The organism is Streptomyces sp. NPDC101776, from assembly GCF_044766845.1.
Classification (GTDB): Bacteria; Actinomycetota; Actinomycetes; order Streptomycetales; family Streptomycetaceae; genus Streptomyces.
Genome location: NZ_JBIWMV010000004.1, coordinates 628,255 through 653,709, shown reverse-complemented (window position 1 = coordinate 653,709; position 25,455 = coordinate 628,255). Strand labels below are relative to the sequence as shown.

General features: G+C 71.8%; 25 protein-coding genes. 8 read left to right on the top strand and 17 right to left on the bottom strand.

Annotation, left to right across the window (positions count from 1 at the left end):
* Positions 1-42: 42 nt before the first annotated feature.
* Positions 43-1,506, bottom strand: coding sequence for an MFS transporter (locus ACIRRY_RS18310; protein WP_403973509.1), 1,464 nt, complete (start codon positions 1,504-1,506; stop codon positions 43-45).
* Positions 1,507-1,594: 88 nt separating this feature from the next.
* On the opposite strand from ACIRRY_RS18310, the gene ACIRRY_RS18305 reads away from it, so the two are divergent.
* Together ACIRRY_RS18305 and ACIRRY_RS18300 are read left to right on the top strand one after the other, a co-directional pair.
* Complete coding sequence (locus tag ACIRRY_RS18305; RefSeq protein ID WP_403973507.1) at positions 1,595-2,155, top strand: MarR family winged helix-turn-helix transcriptional regulator; 561 nt, start codon at positions 1,595-1,597, stop codon at positions 2,153-2,155.
* Between the two features lie 93 nt (positions 2,156-2,248).
* On the top strand, positions 2,249-2,473 hold the full coding sequence (locus tag ACIRRY_RS18300) for a hypothetical protein (protein ID WP_403973504.1): 225 nt from the start codon (positions 2,249-2,251) through the stop codon (positions 2,471-2,473).
* 81 nt (positions 2,474-2,554) lie between these two features.
* On the opposite strand, the gene ACIRRY_RS18295 is transcribed toward ACIRRY_RS18300, so the two are convergent.
* From ACIRRY_RS18295 to ACIRRY_RS18275, 5 genes are all read right to left on the bottom strand, one after another.
* Complete coding sequence (locus ACIRRY_RS18295) at positions 2,555-3,763, bottom strand: cytochrome P450 (protein ID WP_403973501.1); 1,209 nt, start codon at positions 3,761-3,763, stop codon at positions 2,555-2,557.
* A 9-nt stretch (positions 3,764-3,772) separates the two neighbouring features.
* Positions 3,773-4,024 (bottom strand): DUF397 domain-containing protein, encoded by a 252-nt coding sequence (locus ACIRRY_RS18290; RefSeq protein WP_403973499.1) that lies wholly within the window; start codon positions 4,022-4,024, stop codon positions 3,773-3,775.
* 83 nt (positions 4,025-4,107) lie between these two features.
* The gene (locus ACIRRY_RS18285; RefSeq protein ID WP_403973496.1) at positions 4,108-4,776 is read right to left on the bottom strand and encodes a response regulator; all 669 of its coding nucleotides are present in this window, start codon (positions 4,774-4,776) and stop codon (positions 4,108-4,110) included.
* The gene (locus ACIRRY_RS18280; protein ID WP_403973494.1) at positions 4,773-6,137 is read right to left on the bottom strand and encodes a sensor histidine kinase; all 1,365 of its coding nucleotides are present in this window, start codon (positions 6,135-6,137) and stop codon (positions 4,773-4,775) included. The genes ACIRRY_RS18285 and ACIRRY_RS18280 overlap by 4 nt, the downstream gene beginning before the upstream one ends.
* A gap of 279 nt (positions 6,138-6,416) precedes the next feature.
* On the bottom strand, positions 6,417-7,283 hold the full coding sequence (locus ACIRRY_RS18275) for an alpha/beta hydrolase (RefSeq protein WP_403973492.1): 867 nt from the start codon (positions 7,281-7,283) through the stop codon (positions 6,417-6,419).
* A 197-nt stretch (positions 7,284-7,480) separates the two neighbouring features.
* Between ACIRRY_RS18275 and ACIRRY_RS18270 the strand changes: the two genes are divergently transcribed.
* On the top strand, positions 7,481-8,146 hold the full coding sequence (locus tag ACIRRY_RS18270; RefSeq protein WP_403973489.1) for a TetR/AcrR family transcriptional regulator: 666 nt from the start codon (positions 7,481-7,483) through the stop codon (positions 8,144-8,146).
* Positions 8,147-8,161: 15 nt separating this feature from the next.
* Here the strand turns inward: ACIRRY_RS18270 and kynU are convergent, their stop codons facing one another.
* The 11 genes from kynU to ACIRRY_RS18215 all read right to left on the bottom strand — a co-directional run bounded on the left by kynU (position 8,162) and on the right by ACIRRY_RS18215 (position 19,099).
* On the bottom strand, positions 8,162-9,355 hold the full coding sequence (kynU, locus tag ACIRRY_RS18265; protein ID WP_403973487.1) for a kynureninase: 1,194 nt from the start codon (positions 9,353-9,355) through the stop codon (positions 8,162-8,164).
* Positions 9,348-10,187, bottom strand: a complete 840-nt coding sequence (locus ACIRRY_RS18260) for a tryptophan 2,3-dioxygenase family protein (RefSeq protein WP_403973485.1) — start codon at positions 10,185-10,187, stop codon at positions 9,348-9,350. The genes kynU and ACIRRY_RS18260 overlap by 8 nt, the downstream gene beginning before the upstream one ends.
* 162 nt (positions 10,188-10,349) lie before the next feature.
* On the bottom strand, positions 10,350-10,763 hold the full coding sequence (locus tag ACIRRY_RS18255) for a DUF3151 domain-containing protein (protein WP_019063040.1): 414 nt from the start codon (positions 10,761-10,763) through the stop codon (positions 10,350-10,352).
* 46 nt (positions 10,764-10,809) lie between these two features.
* Positions 10,810-12,324: an MFS transporter gene (locus ACIRRY_RS18250; protein WP_403973483.1), complete on the bottom strand. Its 1,515-nt coding sequence runs from the start codon at positions 12,322-12,324 to the stop codon at positions 10,810-10,812.
* Positions 12,325-12,413: 89 nt separating this feature from the next.
* Positions 12,414-13,445 (bottom strand): class II fructose-bisphosphate aldolase, encoded by a 1,032-nt coding sequence (gene fbaA, locus ACIRRY_RS18245; protein WP_403973481.1) that lies wholly within the window; start codon positions 13,443-13,445, stop codon positions 12,414-12,416.
* Positions 13,446-13,577: 132 nt separating this feature from the next.
* Complete coding sequence (pyrE, locus tag ACIRRY_RS18240) at positions 13,578-14,126, bottom strand: orotate phosphoribosyltransferase (RefSeq protein WP_200691650.1); 549 nt, start codon at positions 14,124-14,126, stop codon at positions 13,578-13,580.
* 10 nt (positions 14,127-14,136) lie between these two features.
* A complete protein-coding gene (locus ACIRRY_RS18235) occupies positions 14,137-14,946 on the bottom strand; it encodes an aldose 1-epimerase (protein WP_403973479.1) in 810 nt (269 codons plus the stop codon).
* 21 nt (positions 14,947-14,967) lie between these two features.
* Complete coding sequence (locus ACIRRY_RS18230; RefSeq protein ID WP_403973477.1) at positions 14,968-15,798, bottom strand: SRPBCC domain-containing protein; 831 nt, start codon at positions 15,796-15,798, stop codon at positions 14,968-14,970.
* A 92-nt stretch (positions 15,799-15,890) separates the two neighbouring features.
* On the bottom strand, positions 15,891-17,468 hold the full coding sequence (locus ACIRRY_RS18225; protein ID WP_403973474.1) for a polyamine aminopropyltransferase: 1,578 nt from the start codon (positions 17,466-17,468) through the stop codon (positions 15,891-15,893).
* A gap of 136 nt (positions 17,469-17,604) precedes the next feature.
* Positions 17,605-18,141, bottom strand: coding sequence for a DUF2617 family protein (locus tag ACIRRY_RS18220; RefSeq protein WP_403973471.1), 537 nt, complete (start codon positions 18,139-18,141; stop codon positions 17,605-17,607).
* A gap of 655 nt (positions 18,142-18,796) precedes the next feature.
* A complete protein-coding gene (locus ACIRRY_RS18215) occupies positions 18,797-19,099 on the bottom strand; it encodes a hypothetical protein (protein ID WP_403973469.1) in 303 nt (100 codons plus the stop codon).
* A gap of 129 nt (positions 19,100-19,228) precedes the next feature.
* Between ACIRRY_RS18215 and ACIRRY_RS18210 the strand changes: the two genes are divergently transcribed.
* The 5 genes from ACIRRY_RS18210 (at position 19,229) to ACIRRY_RS18190 (ending at position 25,397) form a co-directional block, all read left to right on the top strand.
* A complete protein-coding gene (locus tag ACIRRY_RS18210; RefSeq protein ID WP_403973467.1) occupies positions 19,229-20,422 on the top strand; it encodes a pyridoxal phosphate-dependent aminotransferase in 1,194 nt (397 codons plus the stop codon).
* Positions 20,423-20,493: 71 nt separating this feature from the next.
* Positions 20,494-20,751, top strand: a complete 258-nt coding sequence (locus tag ACIRRY_RS18205) for a type II toxin-antitoxin system Phd/YefM family antitoxin (protein ID WP_037676836.1) — start codon at positions 20,494-20,496, stop codon at positions 20,749-20,751.
* A 9-nt stretch (positions 20,752-20,760) separates the two neighbouring features.
* The gene (locus ACIRRY_RS18200; protein ID WP_403973464.1) at positions 20,761-21,021 is read left to right on the top strand and encodes a Txe/YoeB family addiction module toxin; all 261 of its coding nucleotides are present in this window, start codon (positions 20,761-20,763) and stop codon (positions 21,019-21,021) included.
* Positions 21,022-21,165: 144 nt separating this feature from the next.
* Positions 21,166-24,084, top strand: a complete 2,919-nt coding sequence (locus tag ACIRRY_RS18195; protein WP_403973461.1) for an SNF2-related protein — start codon at positions 21,166-21,168, stop codon at positions 24,082-24,084.
* Complete coding sequence (locus ACIRRY_RS18190; RefSeq protein WP_403973459.1) at positions 24,081-25,397, top strand: SWIM zinc finger family protein; 1,317 nt, start codon at positions 24,081-24,083, stop codon at positions 25,395-25,397. The genes ACIRRY_RS18195 and ACIRRY_RS18190 overlap by 4 nt, the downstream gene beginning before the upstream one ends.
* Positions 25,398-25,455 lie beyond the last annotated feature (58 nt).

Below are 25,455 nucleotides of genomic sequence, written 5' to 3'. Positions count from 1 at the left end.
AACTCCCCTGAGGTAGCAGCCGGTTGGAGGTGGAGCGGAAGATCAGGCCGTGGCTTCGGCCTGGTTGCCGACCGCCCTGCGCGGCAGCGCCAGGCACAGGACCGCGCACAGCAGATACGCGCCGATGGCCCACGGCCCCGCGTGGACGATCGCGTCGGTGAGCCGCTTGTCCGCGTGGGAGAAGAACGCGTTGCCGATGACGGCGACCCCCAGCGCCCCGCCGAACTGCTGGGCCGTGGACAGGATTCCGGAGGCGCCGCCCGCCAACTCGCCCGGCACGGTGCTCAGGATGGTGTTCACCAGCGGGATGATCAGCAGGATCAGACCGACGCCCGCCATGAACAGACCCGGCACCAACGGCCAGGCACCGGTGTGCAGTTGGGCCGAGTTCCGCGCCGCGTGCCGGACCCGGAACAGGCCGCCCGCCATGACCAGCGCGCCCAGGATCAGCACCGTACGGCCGAACTTGGCGACCAGCGGGTCCACCGCCGGCGCGGCCAGGATCGAACCCGAGCTGAAGGCGACCATCAGCAGACCGGCCCCGGTCGGGGTGTAGCCCTGCCCGGACTGCAGCCAGATGGTGAAGACCAGAAAGAAGCCGGACATGCCGCCGTAGAAGAGGAGTTGGATGAGCAGGCCCGCGCTGAAGGCGGGCTTCTTGAACAAGTCCGTGGGGAGCAGGGGGTGTTCGATGCCGCGCCGCTTCTCCGAGACGGTCAGCGCGACGATCGCGAGGACGCCCGCGGCCAGGCAGATCCAGCCCCACAGCGGCCAGCCGTTGGACCGGCCCTGGACCAGCGGCAGCACGATCGCGACCAGGCCGCCGGCCAGGACGACATTGCCGGGCAGATCGATGCGGCCGGTGAAGGCGTGGTCCTTCGAGGCCGGGATCCACTTGACCCCCAGCACCAGGACTAGGGCGGCCAGCGGGAGGTTGATGACGAAGATGGTCCGCCAGCCCCAGCCGAACAGGTCCCAGTCGGTCAGTACGCCACCGAGCAGCACACCCACGGCCGTGGAGATGCCGGCGATCGCGCCGTACAGCGCGAACGCCTTGCCGCGTTCCTCGCCGTCGAACATCGTGCGGAACGAGGCGAGGATCTGCGGCATGATCACGGCCGCGGCCACCCCCTGGAGGCCGCGCGAGGCGACGAGCGCCCCCGCCGAGGTCGCCAGCGCGCCGGCCAGGCTCGTCAGCGCGAACGCGGTGACGCCGAGCAGGAACAGCTTCTTGCGGCCGTAGCGGTCGCCGAGGTGCCCGGCGATGATCAGCGTGGCGGCGAAGCCCAGCATGTACGCCGACACCGTCCACTGGAGGTCGGCGGGGGTGGCCTTCAGGCCCTTGCCGATGGAGGGAAGCGCGGTGTTCACGATCGATCCGTCGATCATGTCCAGCAGCGCCGCGAGGATCATCACGAACGCCGCGGCCCACCGTTTGGGATAGGGCACCGGCCCACCGCCGCCGTCAGCGGCTACGTTCGTCGTGTCGGTCGTGCTGGACGACATGGCGTTGACTCCTCAGTTCAGCTTGACTTTCATATATCTTGGCTTTCAAGCCAATTACTGATGGCTACGATGCGGGGAGATATCTCGAATGTCAAGCGGAATGGAGTCGGGCGTGGACCCGGGCGACGACTCGGGGTCGGTCGAGGCGCGGCTCGGGGCGGCCGTGCAGGGCTATCAGGGCGCCGTCGACGACTTCGACCGCGAGCTGGCCCGCCTGCTGGGCGTCAACGAGACCGACCTGCGCTGTCTGGAGATCCTTCTCTCGGTGCCGGAGATCACTCCACGTGAGCTGAGCCGACAGCTCGGGCTCACCACCGGGAGCGTCACCACGATGCTCGACCGGCTGGAGAAACTCGCCTACCTCACCCGCACCCCGCACCCCGACGACCGGCGCAAGACCCTGATCCGCGTCACCCCCGAGGCCGCCCAGCGGTCCTACGGCCTGATCGGACCGTTCGTCGAGGACGCCGGCCGGCGGGTGCGCGGGCGCTACACCCCGGACCAGTTGGAGCTGGTCATCGACTACCTCACCTTCACCCGCGAGATCCAGCAGGGGCACGTCGAACGACTGCGGGAGATGCCCGCGTCACGCGCGACGCGGACCGGCGGGCGGCAGGCACCGGGGCCGCGTGGCGGGGCGGCGAGGTAGATCGGTGACGAGTACCACTGACGTGAACCGGTGACGTGAACCGGTGACGTGGATCGGGAACCTCTCGACCGCTCGTCCGCGTCCCTCCCGGGCATGGGACAACGCACGCAGGCCGCCGCCGGATGCCTGACCATGGCGCTCGGCGCGGGCGCGGGGCTCGCGCTCTGGGCCGTCGACGTCCGCTCCCGCCTCTGGCGCTTCGAGGCGGCCCCCGACTGGAGCGTCCTCTACGCCGAACTGCCGCTCGCGCTGCTCGGCGGGCTGGCCGTGGGTGCGGCGTCGTGGGCCCTGATCAGCCGTATCAAGGCGCGGAGTTGAGCCGGTCCGCCCGCAACGACTCCGCACCGCTCACCCCACCTCGACGCTCACTCCACTTCGCCGCTCACCCCACCTCGACGCTCAGCCCACCTCGACGCTCAGCCCCTCCAGTCCCCGGATCACGAAGTTCGGCTTCCGCTCTGGTTCCGTCGCGAGTGCCAGTGTCGGGGCCCGCTCCAGCAACGCCCCCATGGACGCGGCCAGTTCGATACGGGCCAGGGGCGCGCCGATGCAGTAGTGGATGCCCGCGCTGAAGCTGATGTGCGGGTTGTCCGCGCGGGTGAGGTCCAGTTGCTCGGGGGCCGTGAAGACCGCCGGGTCATGGTTGGCGGAGCCGAACAGCATCGCGATCTCCGCGCCGCGCGGGATCGTCGTACCGTCGATCTCGATCTCGTCCAGCACCCACCGCTCGAAGAGCTGGAGCGGGGTGTCGTAGCGCATCAACTCCTCTACGGCGGACGGGATCAGGGAGTGGTCCGCGCGCAGGGCGGCCAGCTGGTCCGGGTTGCGGAACAGCGCCCACCAGCCGTTCACCGTGGCGTTCACCGTCGCCTCGTGGCCCGCGTTCAGCAGAAGTACGGCGGTGGAGATCAGCTCCTGCTCGGTGAGGCGGTCGTCGTCCTCGTCGTGGGCCGCGATCATGCCGGAGATGAGGTCGTCGCCCGGGTCCTTGCGGCGGGCCGCGATCAACTCGCGTAGATACGAGGAGAATTCGTCCGACGCCCGAACCGCTCGCGCCGCCGTGTCCTCGGACGGGCTCAGTTCGTACATCCCGCAGATGTCGGCCGACCAGGGGCGCAGCGGGGCGCGGTCCGACTCCGGGATGCCGAGCATCTCCGCGATCATCGCGACGGGGAGGGGCTCGGCGACATCGGTGAGCAGGTCACCGCCGCCGCGCGCCACCAGGCCGTCGACCAGTTCACCGGCCAACCGGGCCACGTACGGCTTGAGTTGCTCGACCGTGCGGGGAGTGAACGCCTTGGAGACCAGGCGCCGGATGCGGGTGTGGTCCGGGGGCTCCAGGTCGAGCATCCCGTGGTCGTTGAGGGTGTGGAAGGGCTCGTGCTCGGGTGGGGGTGCCGTACGGCCGAAGTCCTCGTGGGTGAAGCGGTGTTGGTAGGTGCGGCCGAGGCGGCGGTCGCGGAGGAGGGCCGAGACGTCCGCGTGGCGGGGGACGAGCCACTGGTTCGTGGACTCGAAGTACTGCACCCGGCCCCGGGCACGCAGCTCGGCGTAGGCGGGGTACGGGTCGGCGAGGAACGCCGGGTCCCAGGGATCGAAGGCTGCCATGCACGGACGTTATGCCGACGATCCCGGTCCTGACCAGGGGTAATCGATATCACCGGCCTTGATGCCCTCGACGAGGGCGGTGAAGGCGGGGGCAGGAAAGGAGAGGGTGGCCCGGGTGGGGAGCTTGGAGTCGCGGACGGCTGTGCGAGTGGGGAGGGTGGCTATTTCGACACAGGTGTCGCCGCGGCCGTCGCCGAAATCCGCTCGGCTCGGGAAAACGATCGGTGACCGACGACCAGCAACCGGCGCCGTCGGAGACATCAAGATCTACACGACGCGCCCAGAAGGTACGGACCTCCGTCCCACGCTCACGGTCACGCTCACCTACGTCTACGACGCCCCTCCTACCCCGGTCTCACCAGCCTCGCCTCGTACGCGAACACCGCCGCCTGCGTACGGTCCCGCAGTCCCAACTTCACCAGGATGCGGCTGACATGGGTCTTGATCGTCGACTCGGCGACCACCAGCCGCTCGGCGATCTCACCGTTCGACAGGCCCTGCGCGATGAGGACCAGCACCTCCGTCTCCCGCTCGGTCAGATCCCCGTACGTCCCCTGCTGCGCGGTCGGCATCAGCCGGGGGGTCTCGGACAGCTTCGAGAACTCCGTGATCAGCCGTCTGGTGACGGAGGGGGCGAGCAGCGCCTCGCCGGCCGCCACCACCCTTACCCCGTCGGCGAGTTGGCGTGCCGAGGCGTCCTTGAGGAGAAAGCCGGAGGCGCCCGCCCGCAGCGCCTGGTACACGTACTCGTCGAGGTCGAAGGTGGTGAGCACCAGCACCTTCGCGGCGCCGTCCGCGGCGACGATCTCCCGGGTCGCCTCGATGCCGTTCATCTCCGGCATGCGAATGTCCATCAGCACGACGTCCGGGGCCAGTTCACGCACCCGCTGGACCGCGTCGCGCCCGTTCACCGCCTCGCCGACGACCTCGATGTCCGGCATCGCGCCCAACAGGACCGAGAAGCCCTCACGCACCATCATCTGGTCGTCCGCGATCAGTACGCGGATCGTCATGCGTCTCCCTCACTCGCGCTCCGGGCCGGTTCGGTCGCGCTGGGGACCGGCAGGAACACCGTCACCTCGTAGCCGCCGTCCTCCGCCGGGGCCACCGTCATCTCGCCGTCCAGCATCGAGACCCGCTCCCGCATCCCGGTGATGCCGTGCCCCGCGCCGGGCGAGGGCTTCACCAGGCTCGGCTCGGGCGCCGGGCCGTTGACTATGCGCAGGCCAAGCCCGCCCAGCACATAGCCGATCTCGACCCGGGCACTCGCACCAGGCGCGTGCCGCAGGGTGTTGCTCAACGCCTCCTGCACTATCCGGTACGCCGACAGCTCGACGCCCTGCGGGAGTTCACGCACCGCGCCCGTCACCGCCTTGTCGACGCTCAGGCCGGCGTCACGCACATTGGCGAGCAGGGCGTCCATGTCGGCGAGGGTGGGCTGCGGGGCGTCGGGCGCCTCGTAGTCCTCCGCGCGCACCACGCCCAGGACCCGGCGCAGCTCGGTCAGGGCCGCCACCGCGTTCTCCCTGATCGTGACGAACGCGCGCTCCAGCTCCGGCGGCGGGTTCTCCACGCGGTAGGGCGCGGCCTCGGCCTGGATGGCGACCACCGACATGTGGTGGGCGACCACGTCGTGCAGCTCGCGGGCGATCGTCGTGCGCTCCTCCAGCAGCGTGCGCCGGGACCGCTCGTGCGCGGTCACGGTCTGCTGGGCGGTGACCTCCTGCCGGGCCTCCCGGCGTACCTGCCAGACGGCGACGCCGAGCAGGACCAGCGCGGAACTGAACAGCACCTGCGCCGTGTCGGAGCGGAAGGAGCGGCCCTCCGAGACGTTGCCGGCGATGAAGCCGTAGACCGCCGTCAGTGCCCACATCCAGGCGGCGGCGCGCGGGCGGGTGCGTATGGCCACGATGGTCAGCACGAACAGATGGCAGGCGAAACTGCCGTCCAGCCACGGCCACGAGTCGTCCCACTCGTTCGCCAGCATCGTGGCGACCGGGGTGGCGGCCATGGACAGCCAGAACGCGCCGACCGGCCGCACCATGGTCAGCAGCACCGGCAGCAGGGCGAGCAGGCCGAGGATCGTGTTGGTGGCCGCGCCGCGGATCCCGTTGTCCGAGGCGATGAACATCGCGAGCAGGCCGGCCGCGACGATCAGGGCGTGCGGGCTCCAGGCCGCGTACTCCCGCAGCCGCCCTTTCAGGCGCCGGGTGAGCGGGCCGTCGGTGGCGGAGCGGGGCAACGGGCGGTAGGCGAAGGCGTCGTGGAACAGCTCCTGCCGCAGCCCGCGCAGGGCGTCCGCGGCCAGCCTGAACTCCGGGCTGCGCGGCTTGGCGGCGGCTCCTGGCCGCAACTGCTGAGTCGTGTCGGTCACGTTCAAGACGGTAGGCGGCGGGGCGGGCGGCCGTCGTCACCTGTGAGAAGGGTCCTGGGGCGTCCGTCTCAAGTACTACGGCTATGCCTGACGGCCCGGCTTCGGCGGCTTCGGGGGACCTGCCGGCGGGCGGGGCCGTGGCGTCGACGCGGCCGGTGACGGTCTGCGGACGTCGTCTGAACTCCCTTAGACGCGGGGCCCCTTGGTCTGTTGAACTCCCGTATGCGTGGGGCCTCTTGGTCCGCTGAACTGCCGTAGGCGCGGGGCTTCTTGGTCCGCTCACCACGCCAGCTGTGCGATCTCCTCCGCCACCACCGCGCACGCGTCCGCCGCCGGGTCGATCAGCGGGAAGTGGCCGACGTCCTCCAGCAGGGTGAGGCCGACGACCTCGCCGGACTTCGCCGCCGCGTCCGCGTAGGACTCGGCTACCGCCTGGGGGACGACGTCGTCGGCGCGGCCCTGGACCAGGGTGGTCGCGATGCCGGTGGGGAGCAGGAGCGACGGGTCCGCGTACGGCAGGCGTTCGGCGAACTTGGCTTCTCCGCCGAGGAGTTGACCGGCCGCTCCGCCGCACACGGCGAGTTTCTCGGCGACCGTGAAGTCGGCGATCGGGGCGAGGGCGACCACACCGCGCAGCGCGGCGGGGGCGTCCGTGCGCCAGGGTGCGTCCTTCGGGAGGACGTGCCGGGCCGCCGCCCACAGCGCGAGGTGACCGCCCGCCGAGTGCCCGGTGACGACCGTGCGGCGCGGATCGGCCTGCGGCAGCGCCTCCCGTACGAGCGCGGGGAGCGCGTCCAGCGCCGCCGCGACGTCGTCGAAGGTGTCCGGCCAGCGCCCCGCGACCGGGCCCCCGGCAGCGCCCTCGGTCCCCCGCCGGTACTCCACATTGGCCACCGCGAAACCCCGCCGGGCCAGGAAGTCCGCGAACGGGGTGATGTGCGCGCGGTCGTACGGAGCGCGCCAGGCGCCCCCGTGCAGGACCACGACCAGGGGTGCGGCCTCGCCCGGGACGCGTTCGCCGCGCGGGACGTAGAAGTCGATCACCTGGTCGGGGTGGTCGCCGTACGCGGCGGTGCTGTCGGGCTCGACGGCGGGGTGCGCGAAGGCCGACTCCTCTTCTGCGGCACGTGCGGCGTCGTCCGGCATGCTCCAACCTCTCAGCGACGATGGGGGCACCTCCCAGGCTTTCGGCACTGGGGGAGGATTTGAACAGTTCGGATGTGGCGGATCTGGAGTGATTACGACCGTTGGCGGGACGCTACCAGGCCGATGACATGGGCGGACACGCGGATATCACGCTGGGTGAGGATTTAACGGTTCTGCTGTTTCGTTACGCTGACGCCATGCCCGCCGAACCCGAGCCAGACGACCCCGAACCCGGCAGCCTGCGCCCCGGCGGCCGTACGGCACGCGTGCGTACGGCCGTGCTGCGGGCGACGGGTGACGTGCTGGCCGAACAGGGCGTCGACCGGCTCGACCTCTCGGACGTGGCCCGGCGGGCCGAGGTCGGCAAGACCACGGTGTACCGGCGCTGGGGTTCGGTGACCGCGCTGGTCGCGGACCTCCTCGTCGACATGGCCGAACAGTCCCTGCCGCGCGAGGAGACGGGCTCGCTGCTCGGCGATCTGCGCGCCCACGCCCTGCTGGTGCAGCGCACGCTCGCCGATCCCCGCCAGGGCGCCCTGTTCCGCGCCGTCATCGCCGCCGCGACCTGTGACACCCGTACGGCCGAAGCGCTACGCCACTTCTACGCGGTGCGGGCCGCCGAGTGGGCGCCCTGCGTCGAACGCGCCGTGGCGCGCGGGGAGTTGCCCGCCGGTACCGATGCCTCCCAGGTCGTACGGGCCGTATCGGCGCCCCTCCACTACGAGTTGCTGACCACCGGGATCGCCCCGGACGCCCCCGCCGCGGAGCGGGCCGCGCTCGCCGCGCGGGCCGCCGCCGTGGCGGGGGTGTATGTCACGGCTGTCACCACTGACCTAACCGTTTCGATGCCCTACAGCGGTTAGGTCGAGGTACAGCTTCTAGCGGATCACTTCTCCCAGCACCCGAGCCGCCCGCTCCACGTCCCCGAACCCGACGTACAACGGCGTGAATCCGAACCGCAGGACGTCCGGATGCCGGAAGTCGCCGACCACGCCCCGCTCGATCAGCTTCTTCATCACGTCACCGGCGTCGGAACACCGCAGCGCGACCTGACTCCCCCGCTCGGCATGAGCCACCGGAGTCACCGGCTCGACACCTCCCACCGGCACGTACGACGCCACGCACTCCAGGAAGAAGTCCGTCAGGGCGAGGGACTTGGCGCGCACCGCCTCGACCGAGACACCGGCGCCGTCCCACACGTCGAGGGCGGCTTCGAGAGCGAGCATGGAGAGGATGTCCGGGGTGCCGACCCGACCGCGCACCGCGCCCGCCGCCGGTTCGTAGGCGGGCCGCATGCCGAAGGGTTCGGCATGCGAGTTCCAGCCGGGCAGCGGGGAGTCGAAGCGGTCCTGGAGATCGGCGCGCACATACAGATACGCCGGTGAACCCGGGCCGCCGTTCAGGTACTTGTAGGTGCAGCCGACCGCGAGGTCCACGCCGTGTGCGTCGAGCCCGACCGGCAGGGCGCCCGCGCTGTGGCACAGGTCCCAGACGACCACGGCACCCGCCGCGTGGACGGCGGCGGTGAGCGCGGGCAGGTCGTGCAGCCGGCCGGTGCGGTAGTCGACGTGGTTGAGGAGCGCCGCCGCCGTACGGTCGCCGAGCACGCCCGGCACCTCGTCCGGGGTCACCGGCCGCAGTGTGCAGCCGGTCATCCGGGCCGCCGACTCGGCGATGTACCCGTCCGTGGGGAAGGTCGTGGCGTCGACGACGATCTCGTCCCGCCCCGAGCCGCCCGCCATCCGCACCGCCGCCACAAGTGCCTTGAACACGTTGACACTTGTGGAGTCGCCGACGACGATCTGCCCGGCCGCCGCCCCGACCAGCGGGGCGATCCGGTCGCCGATCCGCTCGGGCGCGGTCCACCAGCCGCTCTCGTCCCAGGACCGGATCCGCAGTTCGCCCCACTGGCGCCGGACGACGTCCTCGACCCGGCCGGGGACGGACACCGGCAGCGCGCCGAGCGAGTTCCCGTCCAGGTACACGACGTCGTCGAGGACGAACTGCGCGCGCACGCCCGCCAGTTCGTCGGCGGCGTCCAACTTCTCCGCCTTCAGCGTGAGTTCAGACATGGGAGCGCGCCGTCCACAGCTCGGGGAACACGTTCTTCTGTGCGCGCTTCTCCAGCCAGGCCACCCCGGCGGAGCCGCCCGTCCCGGTCTTCGCGCCCATCGCGCGCCGGGTGGCGACGAGATGGTCGTTGCGCCATCGCCACACCAGTTCGGCGACATCGGTCAACGCCTCGCCGAGCCGGGCGAGTTCGTCACCGGCGTCACCGGAGTAGAGGGCGGTCCACACCTGCTCCACCTCGGCCGACGGCTCGTACCGCAGCGACACGTCCCGCGCGAGCACGGCCTCGGGGACCGCGTGCCCGCGCCGGTCGAGAAGCCTCAACACCTCGTCGTAGAGGCTCGGTTCGTGCAGGGCCTTCTCCAACTCGGCGTGCACGCGCGGCGCTCCGCGGTGCGGGACGAGCATGGACGCGGACTTCTCGCCGAGCAGGAACTCCATGCGGCGGTACATCGCGGACTGGAAGCCGGAGCCCTCGCCGAGGGCGGCGCGGTAGGAGTTGAACTGCGCCGGCGTGAGCTGGCCGAGGGGCCGCCAGGAGGCGTTCAGCGCGTCGAGTTCCCGTACGGAACGCTTCAGCGCGTCGATCGCGACCGGCACCCGGTCCTCGCGCAGGGCCCGCGCGGCGGTCTCCCACTCGTGGACGATGACGGTGAACCACAGCTCCATGACCTGGCTGGTGACCAGGAAGACCATCTCTCCGGGGTCGTCGGAGCGGGTGTGCTGGAGGTGGGTGAGGACGTCGGCCTGGACGTAGTCCTCGTAGGGGGTCGTCCCCTGGAAGTCGAGATGCGGGGCCTCGGGCTCCTGCGTTTCCTGAGCCTGTTGGGACATCGCTGTCTCCTGATGCGTACTCCGGGTAGCGGTCCGCCCCTGCCGAATTCCGACACGGGGGCCCCGGTCCCCACCGGGCATCCTCCCCAATGGTCCCCCGGGACCGCAAGGTCCGCCTGGTCACACCAGGCGGACCCGCATCACCGCACCCGGTCTACGGAGCTAGCCGAGCGTCTGCGCCGCCGTCGGCGAGGAGTCCTTCAGGAACTGGCTGCACCGCGCGTACTCCTCCTGCTCCCCGATCGCCTGCGCGGCCCGGGCGAGGCCGTGCAGCGCCCGCAGGAACCCGCGGTTCGGCTCGTGCTCCCAGGGCACCGGTCCGTGCCCCTTCCAGCCGTTGCGCCGCAGGGAGTCGAGCCCGCGGTGGTAGCCCGTACGGGCATAGGCGTACGACTCCACGACGCTGCCCCGCTCGAACGCGTCGTCGGCCAGCAGGGCCCAGGCGAGCGAGGAGGTCGGATACTTCGCGGCGACATCGGCGGGCGTCGCCCCGCTCGCGAGGAGGTCGCGCGGCCCGGGGTCTTCGGGGAGGTGGGTCGGGGGCGGTCCCCCGAGGAGGTTCTCGTGAATCGTCATGGGTTCCAGTCTCCCCCAGGGGCGGCCATTGCCCGGCATCCAGCCGCTACCCCGCGTCGAGACGCCCCTTCCCCACCCGTGGCTCCAGCGGCGGAGCCGTGATCGAGCCGTGGGTGAGGCACTCCGGGCGGCGGCAGTCCGGTGGTGGGCGGCGGACCGTGGTGAAGGCCAGGATCGAACCCGCCACCAGGACCCCGGCGCACCACCACATCGCCCGGTCGAAGGCACGGTCGAAGGCCGGTGCCGAGCGGTACGCCTCCGAGCCCATCCCCGCGAGCAGCGGCAGCGCGGCGATCGCGATGAGTCCGGCCGCGCGGGCCGCCGCGTTGTTGATGCCGCTGGCCAGGCCCGCCCGGGCGATGTCGACGGAGGCGAGGACGGTGGCCGTGAGGGGAGCGACCAGGACGACCATCCCGGCGCCCATCACCAGGAGGGCCGGTACGACGTCGGTGAGGTAGGAGGAGTCGGGGCCCACCCGCAGCATCATCAGCATCGCCGCCGCGCACAGCAGGGGGCCCACGGTGAGGGGAATGCGGGGGCCGATGCGCTGGGCCAGCTCGCCGGAGCGGGCCGAGAAGAGGAGCATCAGGGCGGTCGTGGGGAGCAGTGCCGTGCCCGCTTCGAGCGCCGAATAGCCTGCCACCACCTGGAGTTGGAGCGCGGTGAGGAAGAAGAAGCCGCCGAAGGCCGCGTAGACGCAGAGCGTGACGAGGTTGACCGCCGTGAACTGGCGGGACGCGAAGATGCCCGGCGGCATCATCGGATCGGGGCTGCGCTTCTCGACGTGGACGAAGGCGATGCCCGCGGCCACGCCCGCGACGGCGGTGACGATCGCGACCGGCCGTGAGCCGTCGCCCGCCTCGATCAGCGCATACGTCACCAACGCCAGCGCGATCGCGCCGAGGGCCGCGCCCAGCACGTCGAAGCGGCCGTGGGTGCGGCCTCCCCCACTCTCGGCTTCGCTCGAGCGGGAGGTGCCCCCATCCGACTCGGGGACGTGTCGTACGGCGATGGGGGCGCACACGAGCGCCATCGGGACGTTGATCAGGAACACCCAGCGCCAGCCGGGGCCGTCCACCAGCCAGCCGCCCAGGAACGGGCCGATCGCCGCGCCGATACCGCCGAAGCCGGACCACAGGCCGACCGCCCTGGCCCGGTCGTCGGGGTGGAAGGAGGCCTGGATCAGGGCGAGGGAGCCGGGGGTCAGGAGCGCGCCGCCGATGCCCTGGAGCGCGCGGGCGGCGATCAGGACCCCGGCGTTGGGCGCCAGCCCGCACAGCAGCGAGGCCGCAGCGAACCAGATCACGCCGAGGACGAAGATCTTGCGGCGGCCGTAGCGGTCGCCGAGCGAACCGCCCAGGAGGATCAGCCCGGCCAGCGTCAGCATGTACGCGTTGACCGTCCACTGGAGCGCGGCCAGGTCGGCGTTCAGATCGCGGCCGATGCGCGGCAGGGCGACGTTGACGACGGTGGAGTCCACCATGGCCATGCTGGAGCCGAGGACCGTGGTCAGCAGGATCCACTTGCCCTGGGGCGAGGCGAGGCGCACATCGGAGGACATGCCCCCAGGTATACAACGACCCCGGTGCCGTGGCACCGGGGTCGCGTCAGACCGTACTGATCGGCCGGGGTCGCGGCAGACCGTACCGGTTACTTGATCTTCGTGCCCGTCGAGCGCAGGTTCGCGCACGCCTCGGTGACGCGCGCGGCCATCGACGCCTCGGCGAGCTTGCCCCAGGTGCGCGGGTCGTAGGTCTTCTTGGAGCCGACCTCGCCGTCGACCTTCAGGACACCGTCGTAGTTGCGGAGCATGTGGTCCGCGACCGGGCGCGTGAACGCGTACTGGGTGTCGGTGTCGAGGTTCATCTTCACCACGCCGTTCTCCAGCGCGGTGGCGATCTCCTCCTCCGTGGAGCCGGAGCCGCCGTGGAAGACGAAGTTGAACGGCTTGCTGCCGGCCGGCTGACCGTACTTCGCGGCGACACCCTCGTTCAGCTGCTTGAGCAGCTCGGGGCGGAGCACGACGTTGCCCGGCTTGTACACGCCGTGCACGTTGCCGAACGACGCGGCCAGCAGGTAGCGGCCCCTCTCGCCGAGACCGAGCGCCTCGACCGTACGGATCGCGTCCTCGACCGTGGTGTAAAGGGAGTCGTTGATCTCGTGCGAGACACCGTCCTCCTCGCCGCCGGTGGGGGTGATCTCCACCTCGAGGATGATCTTCGCGGCGGCGGCGCGGGCCAGCAGCTCCTGCGCGATGGCGAGGTTGTCGGCGAGGGTCTCCGCCGAGCCGTCCCACATGTGCGACTGGAACAGCGGGTTGCCGCCAGCCTTCACGCGCTCCTCGGAGACGGCGATCAGCGGACGGACGTAGCCGTCGAGCTTGTCCTTGGGGCAGTGGTCCGTGTGCAGCGCGACCGTGACCGGGTACTTCTCGGCGACGATGTGCGCGAACTCGGCCAGGGCCACGGAACCCGTGACCATCTCCTTGGCGTACTGGCCGCCCAGGAACTCGGCGCCACCCGTGGAGATCTGGACGATGCCGTCGCTCTCGGCCTCCGCGAAGCCGCGCAGCGCAGCGTGCAGGGTCTGGGTCGAGGTCACATTGATGGCCGGGTAGGCGAACTTGCCTGCCTTCGCCCGGTCGAGCATCTCGTTGTAGACCTCGGGGGTTGCGATGGGCATCTGTCCGCTCCTTGGTATGTGCGGGTTGGCGATCTTCGCGATCTGCGTACTACGGCCCTGACCTAGACCTTGGGTGCGACGTCATCGTCGTGCCCATCTTTCCAGACATGGCCGGATGGTCGGGTCGGGCGGTCAGTCCAGGTTCAGATCGTCCTTGGAGTACGCGAAGAGATACGGCACTCCCGCGCCCGCCTCGATCTTCTCGGCGGCGCCGGTCGCCCGGTCCACGATGGTCGCGACACCGACGACCTCGGCACCGGCCGCGCGCACGGCCTCGACCGCGGTGAGCGGGGAACCGCCGGTGGTGGAGGTGTCCTCGACGACCAGGACCCGGCGGCCCGCGATCTCCGGACCCTCCACCTGGCGCTGCATGCCGTGCGCCTTCGCGGCCTTGCGCACGACGAAGGCGTCCAGCTTCCGTCCGCGCGCGGCGGCGGCGTGCAGCATCGAGGTGGCGACCGGGTCGGCGCCCATGGTGAGGCCGCCGACCGCGTCGAAGTCGAGGTCCGCGGTGAGGTCCAGCAGCACCTGGCCGACGAGCGGGGCCGCCTCCCCGTCGAGGGTGACGCGGCGGAGGTCGATGTAGTAGTCCGCCTCCAGCCCCGACGACAGGGTCACCTTGCCGTGCACCACGGCCTTGTCCTTGATCTGCTGCAGCAGCGCGCCGCGTACGTCCGTCATGCCTGCCAGCTTAGAGGCGATGCCCACCGGCCCAGAAGCGCGTCCAGGCCCAGGTCATCGTGGCTTCCAACGGCTCGATCGGGGTGACCAGCCGGGGCAGGGTGTTGAGGCCGTTGGGCGGGCCGGTCTGCGGTTCCACGCACACGGCGGCCTCCTGCTCGTCGTAGACGACGACCCACTGCTCGGGGCTCGTCACCTTCAACTCCAGTTGCCCGGGCCAGGTCAGCGTCACGTCGACGCCGTCCGGCATGCCGAAGCAGTCGTCCCAGGGGCCGGGCTTCACGTCGACGCGGTTGCCGGTGGGGAGGTGGTCGTCGCCGCGCTCCTCCTGCCAGGCGGGGCTGAAGTCGACCGTCACGTCCTCGCCGCCGAGGTTCCGGTGGAACCACGGGTGCCAGCCGATCTGCGCCGGGAACGAGTCGCCGTACGCCTCGATCGCCATGGTGAGCGTCAGGGAGTCGGCGGTCAGCGCGACGGACTGGGTGACGCGGCCGGGAAAGGGCCACGGCTCGACCAGGTCGTACGTGATGACCGCCTCGTCGGCCGTCCGGCGGGCGGTGCGCCAGGCGCCGTCGCGGACGGTGCCGTGGATGGCGTGCGGCGGGGAGTTGAGAGGCATCTGGTGGACGGCCCCGCCGTCCCGGAACCGGCCCTCGCGGATCCGGCCGCACCAGGGGACCATCGGGAAGCACCCGAACCGCTCGCCCTGGCGCAGGAGTTCGGTGCCGCCGACGCGGAGCCCTCCGATACGGCCGCCGTTGCCCGGCTGCACCGTCACTTCCGCGTCGCCCGCGGTCAGCGTGATCTCTTCGTTACTCACGGCACGACCCTACTGGGCCGCTCAACGGCGTTTGCGCAGCACCCTGTTCACCACGATCGCCGACGCCAGGACCAGCGCGGCGGCGGGCGCCGCCCAGCGGAGCGTGGCGTTCGCCGAGACGGTCTGCGGCGCGGGCACGGGGGCGTAACGACCGCGCGGCGGCGCGTGGTCGACCTCCTCCGCGCTGCGGCCGATCATCGTGCGGCGCGCGTGCGCGGCCTCGGCGGGGGGTTCGGGGGTCTCGGCGAAGGTCTCGGTGACGTGGAGTTCCTCGACAGGGTCCGTCAGGTCCACGTGCGAGTCGTCCAGATCCACGTCGTCCGCGGCTACGTCTGCGTCTGCGTCTGCGTCTGCCTCTACGTCTGCCTCTACGTCTACGTCGGCTGCGGCCACGTCGGCGATGTCGTCCGTGGCTGCTACCTGGGCCGCCTCCGGCTCCGCCCCCAGGTTCTCCGCGAAACGGTCCAGCAGCCTGGTCGTCGCCGCCCGTACCGCGTCCGGCGCCAGTTCGGTGATCCGGCCGGACGCCGTCGCCGTACCGTCGAAGGTGAGGGTGGAGCCGCCGTCGGCTTCCCGGACGCGCAGGTTGAGGGCGAGTTTCACGGAGCCGGTGCCGCGGGCCTCGGTCGCGTCGCCCTCGACGGCGTACGTGCCGTCCTCCTGCGCGGAGACGCGGACGGACCCGCGGTAGGTGATGGAGTGGCTGCCGACGCGGACCTTCAGGCGCCCGGCGACGGGTTCGGTGCCGGCGTCCTGTTGGAGGCCGGGGACAGCGCGGGCCACCCGGGCGGGGTCGCGGAGCGCGGCCCGCAGTCGCTCGGGAGAAACCGGAACGTGCACCTCATGCTCCATGCTTGCCGAGCCTACCTAGGTTGACCGGGGGTACACCTGTCGTTGCCCTTAAGTGCGGGTGTGTTGGGGCGACCGACAACTCCCTCGTGAGATCAGTACCGCGGATGCACCAACGTAGAAGCCGCCACCCCCGGCACCCACATCCGCTCCCCCACCCCGACCCCCACAGGCGCCACCCCCCGCGCCCCCAGCACGAACCCCCAGTCCCGCGGAGCCCCGGACGTGCCGGTCGTCCGGTCGGGCCCCGCCGCGAAGCCGGAGGCCCGCCCGCCGACCCGGTAGGGCACGGTGTGGAGTCCGGCCGCGCGCATCGTCGAGACCACCGTCCAGAAGACGTGCCGCCGGGACGCGACCGGACCCGCGTGCACGACCAGGCGGCCCCGCTCGGTGAGGGCGCGGCGGGCGAGGCCGTAGAACTCCTGGGAGTACAGCTTCGTGCTGGCGGTGATGCCGGGGTCGGGGAGGTCCGCGATCACCACGTCGTACGTCCCCGGGGGGACCGCGCGCAGCAGGTCGAAGGCGTCGCCCGTGGTGACGTGGACGCGCGGGTCGTCGTAGACGTGGTCGTTGAGGGCGGACAGGGCGGGGTCGTGGCGGGCCAACCGGACGACGCCCGGGTCGAGTTCGACGATGTCGACGCGGCGCACGCCCCGGTGCCGGAGCACCTCGCGGGCGGCGAGGCCGTCGCCGCCGCCGAGGACGAGCACGCGCGCGTGGGGGCCGTTCATCGCGGGGGCCACGAGGGCCTGGTGGTACCGGTGCTCGTCGCGTCCGCTGACGCGGAGGCGGCCGTCGAGGAAGAGGTTGAGGGGCCGGCCGTGGGTGCCGCCGGTGAGGACGACCTCCTGGACGTCGGTCTGGAGGGCGACCCGGACGTCCTTGCCGTAGACGGCCTGCCGTGCGGCCCGTTCGAAGTCGTCGACCAGGACGGCGGCGGAGGCGAGCAGGCCGAGGACGGTGAGGTTGGTGATCACCAGGAGCCAGCGGCAGCGGCGGCTCAGGTCGCGGCGGAACAGGCCCAGGACCAGGCAGCCGCCCGCGACGACGTTGACCGTGCCGGTGAGCAGGGTGCCGGTGAGCTGGCCGAGGAAGGGGAGGAGCAGGAAGGGGAACGCGAGGCCGCCGACCAGGGCGCCCACGTAGTCCGCCGCGAAGAGGTCGGCCACCGCGCCGCCCGCGTCCTGGCGGCGGATGCGCTGGATCAGCTCCATCAACAACGGCACCTCGGCGCCGATCAGCAGGCCGATCGCGAGGGAGAACGCGACCAGGAGACAGCGCGGGCCCTGGGCCCACAGGCCGCCCCAGTTCCCGGTCCAGGCGAAGACCGCGTACAACGCCATCGCGCTGCATCCGCCGATCAGCGCGAGGGCCGCCTCGACCGCGCCGAAACCGGCCGCCGCGTGCCAGCGCAGGCGCTTCGCGGCGAGCGAGCCGATGCCCATCGCGAACACCATCACGGAGAGGACGACGGACGCCTGGGTGACCGAGTCGCCGATCAAGTACGAGGCGAGGGCGACGAGTTCGAGTTCGTACACGAGTCCGCAGGCCGCGCAGACGAAGACCCCCGCGAGCACCAGGAACCGGCCCGTGCCCGGCCGTACGGGCAGCCGCGCGGGGCCTGCCCACGGTGGCTGGGTGCCCGGCCGGGCCGGCGCGTGCGGTTCGATCACGCTGCGACGTTACGTCACGGAACGGGCACGCTTCGTCACCCACACGTGTGGAATGTGTTTACAGCGACCGGGATTGGTGTCGGTCCCCGGCCTCGGGCGTACGGCCCCTACGGCTCGGGCCTGCGGCTCCCGCGGTTCACACCGGTGACGGCACCGCGTGCCCCACCGGCACCCGTACCCCCACCCGCGTGCGCGTCGCCACCAGCTGCCCGTCCTGCGGATACGCGTGCCAGGTGCGCCAGTGCACCTGGCCCTCGTACCGCTGGGCGAGCATCGCGGTGAAGGCGTGCGGGCTGCCGGGGAAGACCCCGGCCAGGCCGTTGGGATGGTCGGCGACCAGGGCCAGCAGTTCCTGGGCGCGGCCCGCGAACTGCCCCGGGGACAGCACCTCGACCCGGGCCGCGAACTCGTACTCCCAGTCGCCGACCCGCTTGGCGACCCCGAGCGGCAGCGGTGTGCTGGAACCCGGGATGCACGCGACCGTCTCCGAACAGCAGCCCCGCTCCTCGTCCAGGAGTACCTGGTGGGACGCGCCGAGCAGTCTCAACTGAAGCTTGGCACCGGCCAGTTCGAGATCGAGTGTGGCCAGGGCGGGAAGCGGCTCGCGCCCCAGGGTCCAGGCGAGGTCGGCCGCGCGCGTGTCGGTGTAGGAGGTCTTCAGGGTCGTGAGCATGGATCGGCTCCGCTAGCACGCAAAGAAAGGGGAGGTGTGAGGTCCGGCGCACCCCGGTCGACACCGGGACATCGGCCCGGTCAGCCCGTCAGCCCAGTCAGGAGAAGGTCTCTGCAGGCGTCCGAGGGGCTGCGTTGGGGCTGCGTTGGTGATTTAGAGGGAATCATGAACGGTGGCGCCACCACATGCTTTTTACCCAACTTCGTGGGGTTTCCATCCCTCAGGGGGCTGCACAGCTCAACTGTTCAACGGAGGCGTACGCCCAGGCGTGTCAGACGCGCGCCGGGGCGCCCGCCGGGAGCGATCTCCCGACGAGCGCCTCGACCCCGGACAGGGCCCTTGCAAGGCTCCTCACGGAGCCCCTTCCGCGATGCTCAGCCGCCCCGTGCCGGCTGTCACCACGTCCACTCGGCCGGGGCCCGCCGGCCCTGCCCGGCCGACCCCGCCGACCCTGCCCGGTCACCCCCGCCGCCCTGCCCGGCCGCCCCCACCGGCCTACCTCGGCCGCCCCCTCCGGCGCTTCCCGGTCGCCCCGGCCGGCCCCTGAGTGGCCCTGCCCGGTCGCCCGGCCCGGTCGCTCGGCCGCACTGTCCAATTGCCCTGCTCGGTCGCCCGGATCGGTTGCCCTGCCCGGTCGCCCGGCCGGCCGCCCCGCTCAGTTGCCCCCGCCGCAGCCGCCCCCGCCTCCGCAGGACGAGCCGCCGCCGCACGACGAGCCGCCTCCGCAGGAGGAGTGGCCGCCGCCGCAGGAGTGGTGACCGCCGCCGTGGTGGCCGCCGCCCGAGGACGACGAACCGCCGTCCCCGGCCCACCAACTGCTCGTGCCGGCCGCCGTTCCACCGCTGCCGAGCCCGGCCCGACGGCCCGGCCCCTTGCCGATCCTGCTCTTGCGCCCCGCGCGGGCGATCGCCGCGACGAAGACGACCGCGATCACCGCCAGGATGACGAAGAAGAACATGGCGTCACCCTCCTTCCGATTCCCCCGAAGCGGCCCCCCGTGGGCGCCTCGTGTGGTGCGTGACACAGGGATGCCCGGCCGTCTCACCTGCCAAAGCAGAGTTGAGGAACTCCAGAGCTTGGGCGCAGGATGACGGGCATGACCTCCACCGCACGCCCCCTCCTCAACCGCCGTCTCGCCGAGTTCGGGACGACGATCTTCGCGGAGATGTCCGCCCTGGCCGTGAAGACCGGGTCGATCAACCTCGGCCAGGGTTTCCCCGACACGGACGGCCCCGAGGAGATCCGCGAGGCGGCGGTCCGCGCGCTGCGCGACGGACGCGGCAACCAGTACCCGCCGGGCCCCGGCGTCCCCGAACTGCGCACCGCGATCGCCGCCCACCAGGAGCGCCGCTACGGCCTCTCCTACGACCCCGACGCCGAGGTCCTGGTCACGGCGGGCGCGACGGAGGCCATCGCCGCGGCCCTGCTGGCCCTGGTGGAACCCGGCGACGAGGTCATCGCCCTGGAGCCGTACTACGACTCCTACGCCGCCTGCATCGCGATGGCGGGCGGCACGCGCGTACCGGTCACGCTCCGCCCGTCCGAGGGCAGCTTCCGCCTCGACCTCGACGAACTGCGCGCCGCCGTCACCGACCGCACCCGCCTCCTCCTGATCAACACCCCGCACAACCCGACCGGCACCGTCCTCACCCGCGAGGAACTCGCCGCGATCGCCGAACTCGCCGTAGAACGCGATCTGTTGGTGATCACGGACGAGGTGTACGAGCATCTGGTCTTCGACGCGGCCGAGCACATCCCGCTGGTGTCGTTCCCGGGGATGCGGGAGCGGACGGTGTCGATCGGCTCGGCCGGCAAGACGTTCTCGTTCACCGGCTGGAAGGTCGGGTGGGTCACCGGCGCTCCCGAACTCGTTGCCGCCGTCCGCTCGGCCAAGCAGTTCCTGACCTATGTCGCCTCCGGCCCCTTCCAGTACGCCGTCGCCGAGGCGCTGCGACTGCCCGACACGTACTTCACCGCCTTCCGTGAGGATCTGCGGGCCAAGCGGGATCTGCTCGCTGCGGGCCTTGCCGACGCGGGCTTCGAGGTCTTCCGGCCGAACGGGACGTACTTCGTCACGGCCGACATCCGCCCGCTCGGTGAGACCGACGGCGTCGCCTTCTGCCGCTCCCTCCCGGAGCGCGCGGGCGTGGTCGCGATCCCGAACGCGGTCTTCTACGACCACGTGGAGGCGGGCGCGCCCTATGTCCGGTTCGCGTTCTGCAAGCGCACCGAGGTACTGACGGACGCGGCGGAAAGACTCCGCAAGGCATTCGCGCACTGACCGTCGTCCGGCGCTTGCCCGCACCACCGGCACCGACGTACAATTTTCTGTACGCCAAAGGAGGTTCCACCGTGAAGACCATGACGTACTCCGAGTCGCGCGCGCGGTACGCCGAGGTGCTCAACTCCGTTACCGACGACCGCGAAGAGGTCGTCATCACCCGGGCCGGACACGAGCCGGTCGTCATCGTCTCCCTTGAGGACTACGAGTCCCTGAAGGAGACGGCGTACCTGCTGCGGAGCCCGGCGAACGCCCGGCGCCTGCTCGCGTCCATCGACGAGCTGGAAAACGGCGGCGGCACCGTGCGCGAGCTGGCGACGGACGAATAAGGGCCACGAGTGAAGATCACCTTCTCTTCCCGCGCCTGGGAGGACTACCTGTGGTGGCAGCTTCAGGACCGGAAGATCCTCAAGCGCATCAACACACTCCTCGCGGACATCGCCCGGAACGGCAACGAGGGGATCGGCAAACCGGAACCGCTCAAGCACGGATTCCAGGGCTACTGGTCGCGCCGCATCAACGACGAGCACCGACTGATCTACAAGGCCACCGAGGACGACGTCCTGATCGCGCAGTGCCGTTACCACTACGAGAACTGACGGGACTCGACCACGGGTTCCCTGACGCACGAAGTGGGCGAACCCCGCTCACTCCGTCCGTCCGCGCGGATAGCCTTGACCCGCGGGGGACTCGCGGGGCGGCCCGCGCCCTCTCGACCAGTCGCAGAGCAGCCGGTGCCAGGAGTGGGCGTAGTGGCGCAGATCTACCCGTCGGCAGAGCCCGTGTCGGCGGCTCCGGACCGGGAACGGATGTTTGCCCGGTTGCCGGAACTCGCCCTGGGCGAGGCGGTGTTCCTTCCCGCGGATCCGCCCCGGATGGGTCGGGTGGCGTTCTGGATGCCCGGGAGCGAGCCACCGGATCTGGGGGTGGAGCCCGAGGAACTCACCGTGGTTCGCCCGCGCGGTTCGTCCGTGCGCCGGTCGCGGGTGGTAGCCGTACCACTGCTGGTGGAGCAGGCGCTGCCGCTGCTGACCCGCTGTCGGGCACTCGGTGCGGACGGCAGCGGGCGGGCGTCGGCCGGTACCGCGTTCTGGGGCGCGGCGGCCCTGCTCGGCCTGCGTCTGCTCGCCCGGGGCCGGATGCTGCCCGGGGTGTCGCCGGACGGATTCGACGCCTGGCGGGTCGGCCCGCTGGACGCCGAGGACCATGAGCGGCTGAGCTCGCTGGCCGCCGCCATGCCTCCCGAGGCCCGCGCGGTCGCGGTTCCCGGACTCTCTCCCCTCACGCTTCCGGCGGCCGAGCCGCTGCTGCGGGCCTTCCTGGACGCCGTGGCCGATTCCCTCGCCCGCCCTCCCTCGGCCCGCCAGGTGACCGGCCAACCGGCGTTCGCGGTCCGGGCTCCGCAGTCCGTGCCCGAACTGCGGGGCTGGGCGGCGGAGGTCGCCGCCGGCCGCGACGCGGGTCTGGCGGTGTCGTTGCGGCTTGAACTGGGCCGCGCGGACTCCTTCCGGGCCGTGGTCCAACTGCGCAGCCTGGCCGATCCCACGGTCCTCGCCGACGCCGCCGACCTGTGGTCCGGCCACGCCGTCGCACCCGAACTGTTCGGCCCACGGGCCAAGGTGGACACGCTGCTGACATTGCGCCGGGCCGCCCGCGCCTGGCCCCCGGCCGCACGGCTGCTGGACTCCGCCGCCCCGGCCGGTCTCGAACTGTCCGACGGGGAGGCGCAGGAGCTGCTGGGCGACGCGGCCGAGAGCCTTGCCGCCGCCGGCGTCGCCGTGCACTGGCCCAAGGAACTGGTACGCGAACTGACCGCCTCCGGCGTCCTCGAACCCGTGCGCCGCAAGGGGACACAGTCCTCGGCCGAGTCGTTCCTGTCCTCCGGCGGCCTGCTGGACTTCCGCTGGCGGGTCGCCCTCGGGGACCGGGAACTCACCGAGGAGGAGCTGGAGCGGCTGGTCCAGGCGCACCGGCCGATCGTGCGGCTGCGCGACCAGTGGGTGGTCGTGGACCCGGAGTTGGTCCGCCGACTGCGCCGGGCCAAGCGGTCCGAGACGGCCCCGGCCTCCTCGTTGACCGCGATCGACGCCCTGAGCGCGGCGCTGACCGGCAGCATCGAGGTGGACGGCGAACAGGTGGCGGTCACCGCGAGCGGCGTACTGGAGGAGCTGCGCTCCTGGATCGCCGACCCCGAGGACGACACCGATCGCGAGCCCCAGGGCCCGCCGAAAGCCCTGGCCGCGACCCTGCGCGACTACCAACTGCGCGGCCTGAACTGGCTGCACCGGATGACCTCGCTCGGCCTGGGCGGCTGCCTCGCCGACGACATGGGCCTGGGCAAGACCGTCACCCTGATCGCACTCCACCTGCGTCGCCAGGAACGGGAGATCACCGCCGGCCCCACTCTGGTGGTCTGCCCCGCCTCGCTGCTCGGCAACTGGGAGCGCGAGATCCGGCGCTTCGCCCCGGCCGCCCCGGTGCGCCGCTTCCACGGCCCCGGCCGCGACCTGTCCGGCCTCGACGGCGGAGCGGACGGCGGCTTCGTCCTGACCACCTACGGGACCATGCGCCGCGACGCCGAACGCCTCGCGGGGCAGCCGTGGGGACTGCTCGTCGCCGACGAGGCCCAGCACGTCAAGAACCCGCACGCGCTCACCGCGAAGGCCCTGCGCCGGATCCCCTCGCGCGGGCGGGTCGCGCTGACCGGCACCCCGGTCGAGAACAACCTCTCCGAACTGTGGTCGCTGCTCGACTGGACCACCCCCGGCCTGCTCGGCACCCTCACCTCCTTCCGCGACCGCTACGCCACGGCCGTCGAAGGCGACCGCGACGAACAGGCCGCCCGCCGACTGGCCGCGCTGATCCGCCCGTTCCTGCTGCGTCGGCGTAAGTCCGACCCCGGCATCGCGCCCGAACTGCCGCCCAAGACCGAGACCGACCAGCCGGTGTCCCTGACGAAGGAACAGGTCTCGCTGTACGAGGCACTGGTACGCGAACTCATGGCCGAGATCGAGGAGAGGGAGGGCATCGCCCGGCGCGGCCTGGTGATGAAACTCCTCACCGGTCTGAAGCAGGTCTGCAACCACCCCGCGCAGTTCCTGAAGGAGCCCACGGACACCAAGCTGCCCGGCCGCTCGGGAAAGCTGGAACTGCTCGACGAACTCCTGGACACCGTCCTGGCGGAGGGCGGATCGGCTCTGGTCTTCACCCAGTACGTGGCCATGGGCACGCTGATCGAGCGCCACCTCGCCGGCCGTGGCGTGGACACCCTGTTCCTGCACGGTGGCACCACGGTCAAACGCCGGGAGGAGATGGTCGACGCCTTCCAGCGCGGTGAGAAGAAGGTGTTCCTGCTGTCCCTCAAAGCCGCCGGGACCGGTCTCAACCTGACCCGGGCCGGACACGTCATCCATTACGACCGCTGGTGGAACCCGGCCGTGGAGGACCAGGCCACCGACCGCGCCTACCGGATCGGACAGACCCAGCCGGTCCAGGTGCACAAGCTGATCGCCGAGGGCACGGTCGAGGACCGGGTCGCCGAGATGCTCCGCCAGAAGCGGGAACTGGCCGACTCGGTGCTCGGCTCGGGCGAGGCGGCGTTCAGCGAACTGAGCGACTCCGAACTGGCCGAACTGGTCACGCTGCGAAGGACAGGGCGATGACCCCGCGCGGCCGACCGGGCAGGACCGCCGCCCGTACCTTCGAGGCGCTGCCTCCGGCCAAGGGCAGCCGCGCTCCCTTCGCGGAGTCCTGGTGGGGCCGCGCATGGCTGCGCTCGTTGGAGGAGTCCTCGCTGGACTCCGGCCGCCTCTCACGCGGCCGGACCTACGCGCGCGGTGGCGCGGTCGGACCGGTCACCGTCGCCCCCGGCTCGGCCACCGCACCGGTGCACGGCAGCCGTCGGACCCCCTACCGTTCCAAGATCACGGTCGAGCAGTTGACCGACCGGCAGTGGGACCGACTGCTCGACATGATCGCCGAGCGGGCCGCCAACATCGCCGCGCTGCTGGACGGCGAGATGCCCGCCGGACTCGCCGACGACGCCGCTGCCGCCGGCGTCCCGCTGCTTCCCGGCCCCCAGGACCTCGACCCCGAGTGCAGTTGCCCCGACTGGGGCTACCCCTGCAAACACGCCGCCGCCCTCTGCTACCAGGTCGCCCGGCTCCTGGACCGCGACCCCTTCGTGCTGCTGCTCCTGCGGGGTCGCGGCGAGCGGGAGCTGATGGACGAACTCGGCCGTCGCAACACCTCCCGCGCGTCCGCCGAAGCCGCCGCGACCGCAGGCACAGGTACGGCCGCGCCCTCACCCCGGCCCGGCGATCCGGCCAGGCCCGCCTTCGCCGCCCACACCGCACTGCCGCCCCTGCCCGACCCGCCACAACTCCCCGAACGGACCGGTCGCGGACCCGCGCTGGTGGACTCCGCCACCCCGGAGCCCGGGCTGGACCCGGCCGCGCTCGAACTGCTCGCCGCCGACGCCGCGACGCGTGCCCACCACCTCCTCGCCGCGGCCCTCGGCGCAGGGCACGCCGACACGACCCCACCCGCCTCGCTCACCGAATGGCAGGACGCCGTCCGCCTCGCCGCCACCCACCCCACCCTGGACACCTTCGCCAGGATCGCCTCGAACTGCGGGCGCACCCCCGGCGAACTCGCCGCCGCCACCCGTGCGTGGCGGCACGGCGGCGCGGTGTCCCTGGACGTCCTGGAGAACCCCTGGAACCCACCGGCCTCCCGCCTGGAGCGCGCCCGCGAGACACTGCGCGCGGACTGGGCCGACGGCCGGCCACCCCGGCTCCGCTCCTGGCGCAACCGGTGGACCGTGGAGGGCCGTGACGCCCAGCTACGCCTGGGCCACGACGGCCTCTGGTACCCCTACACCAAGGACCAGGGCACCTGGTGGCCGGCCGGACCCCCCGACGCCGACCCCGCCGTCGTCCTCACCGCGCTTCTCGCCGCCCTCCCCGCCGACTGACCGGCCCCGCGTCCGGGGAGGTTGGGCGGTGTGCCGGGAACTCCCGGTCTCGGGGGGT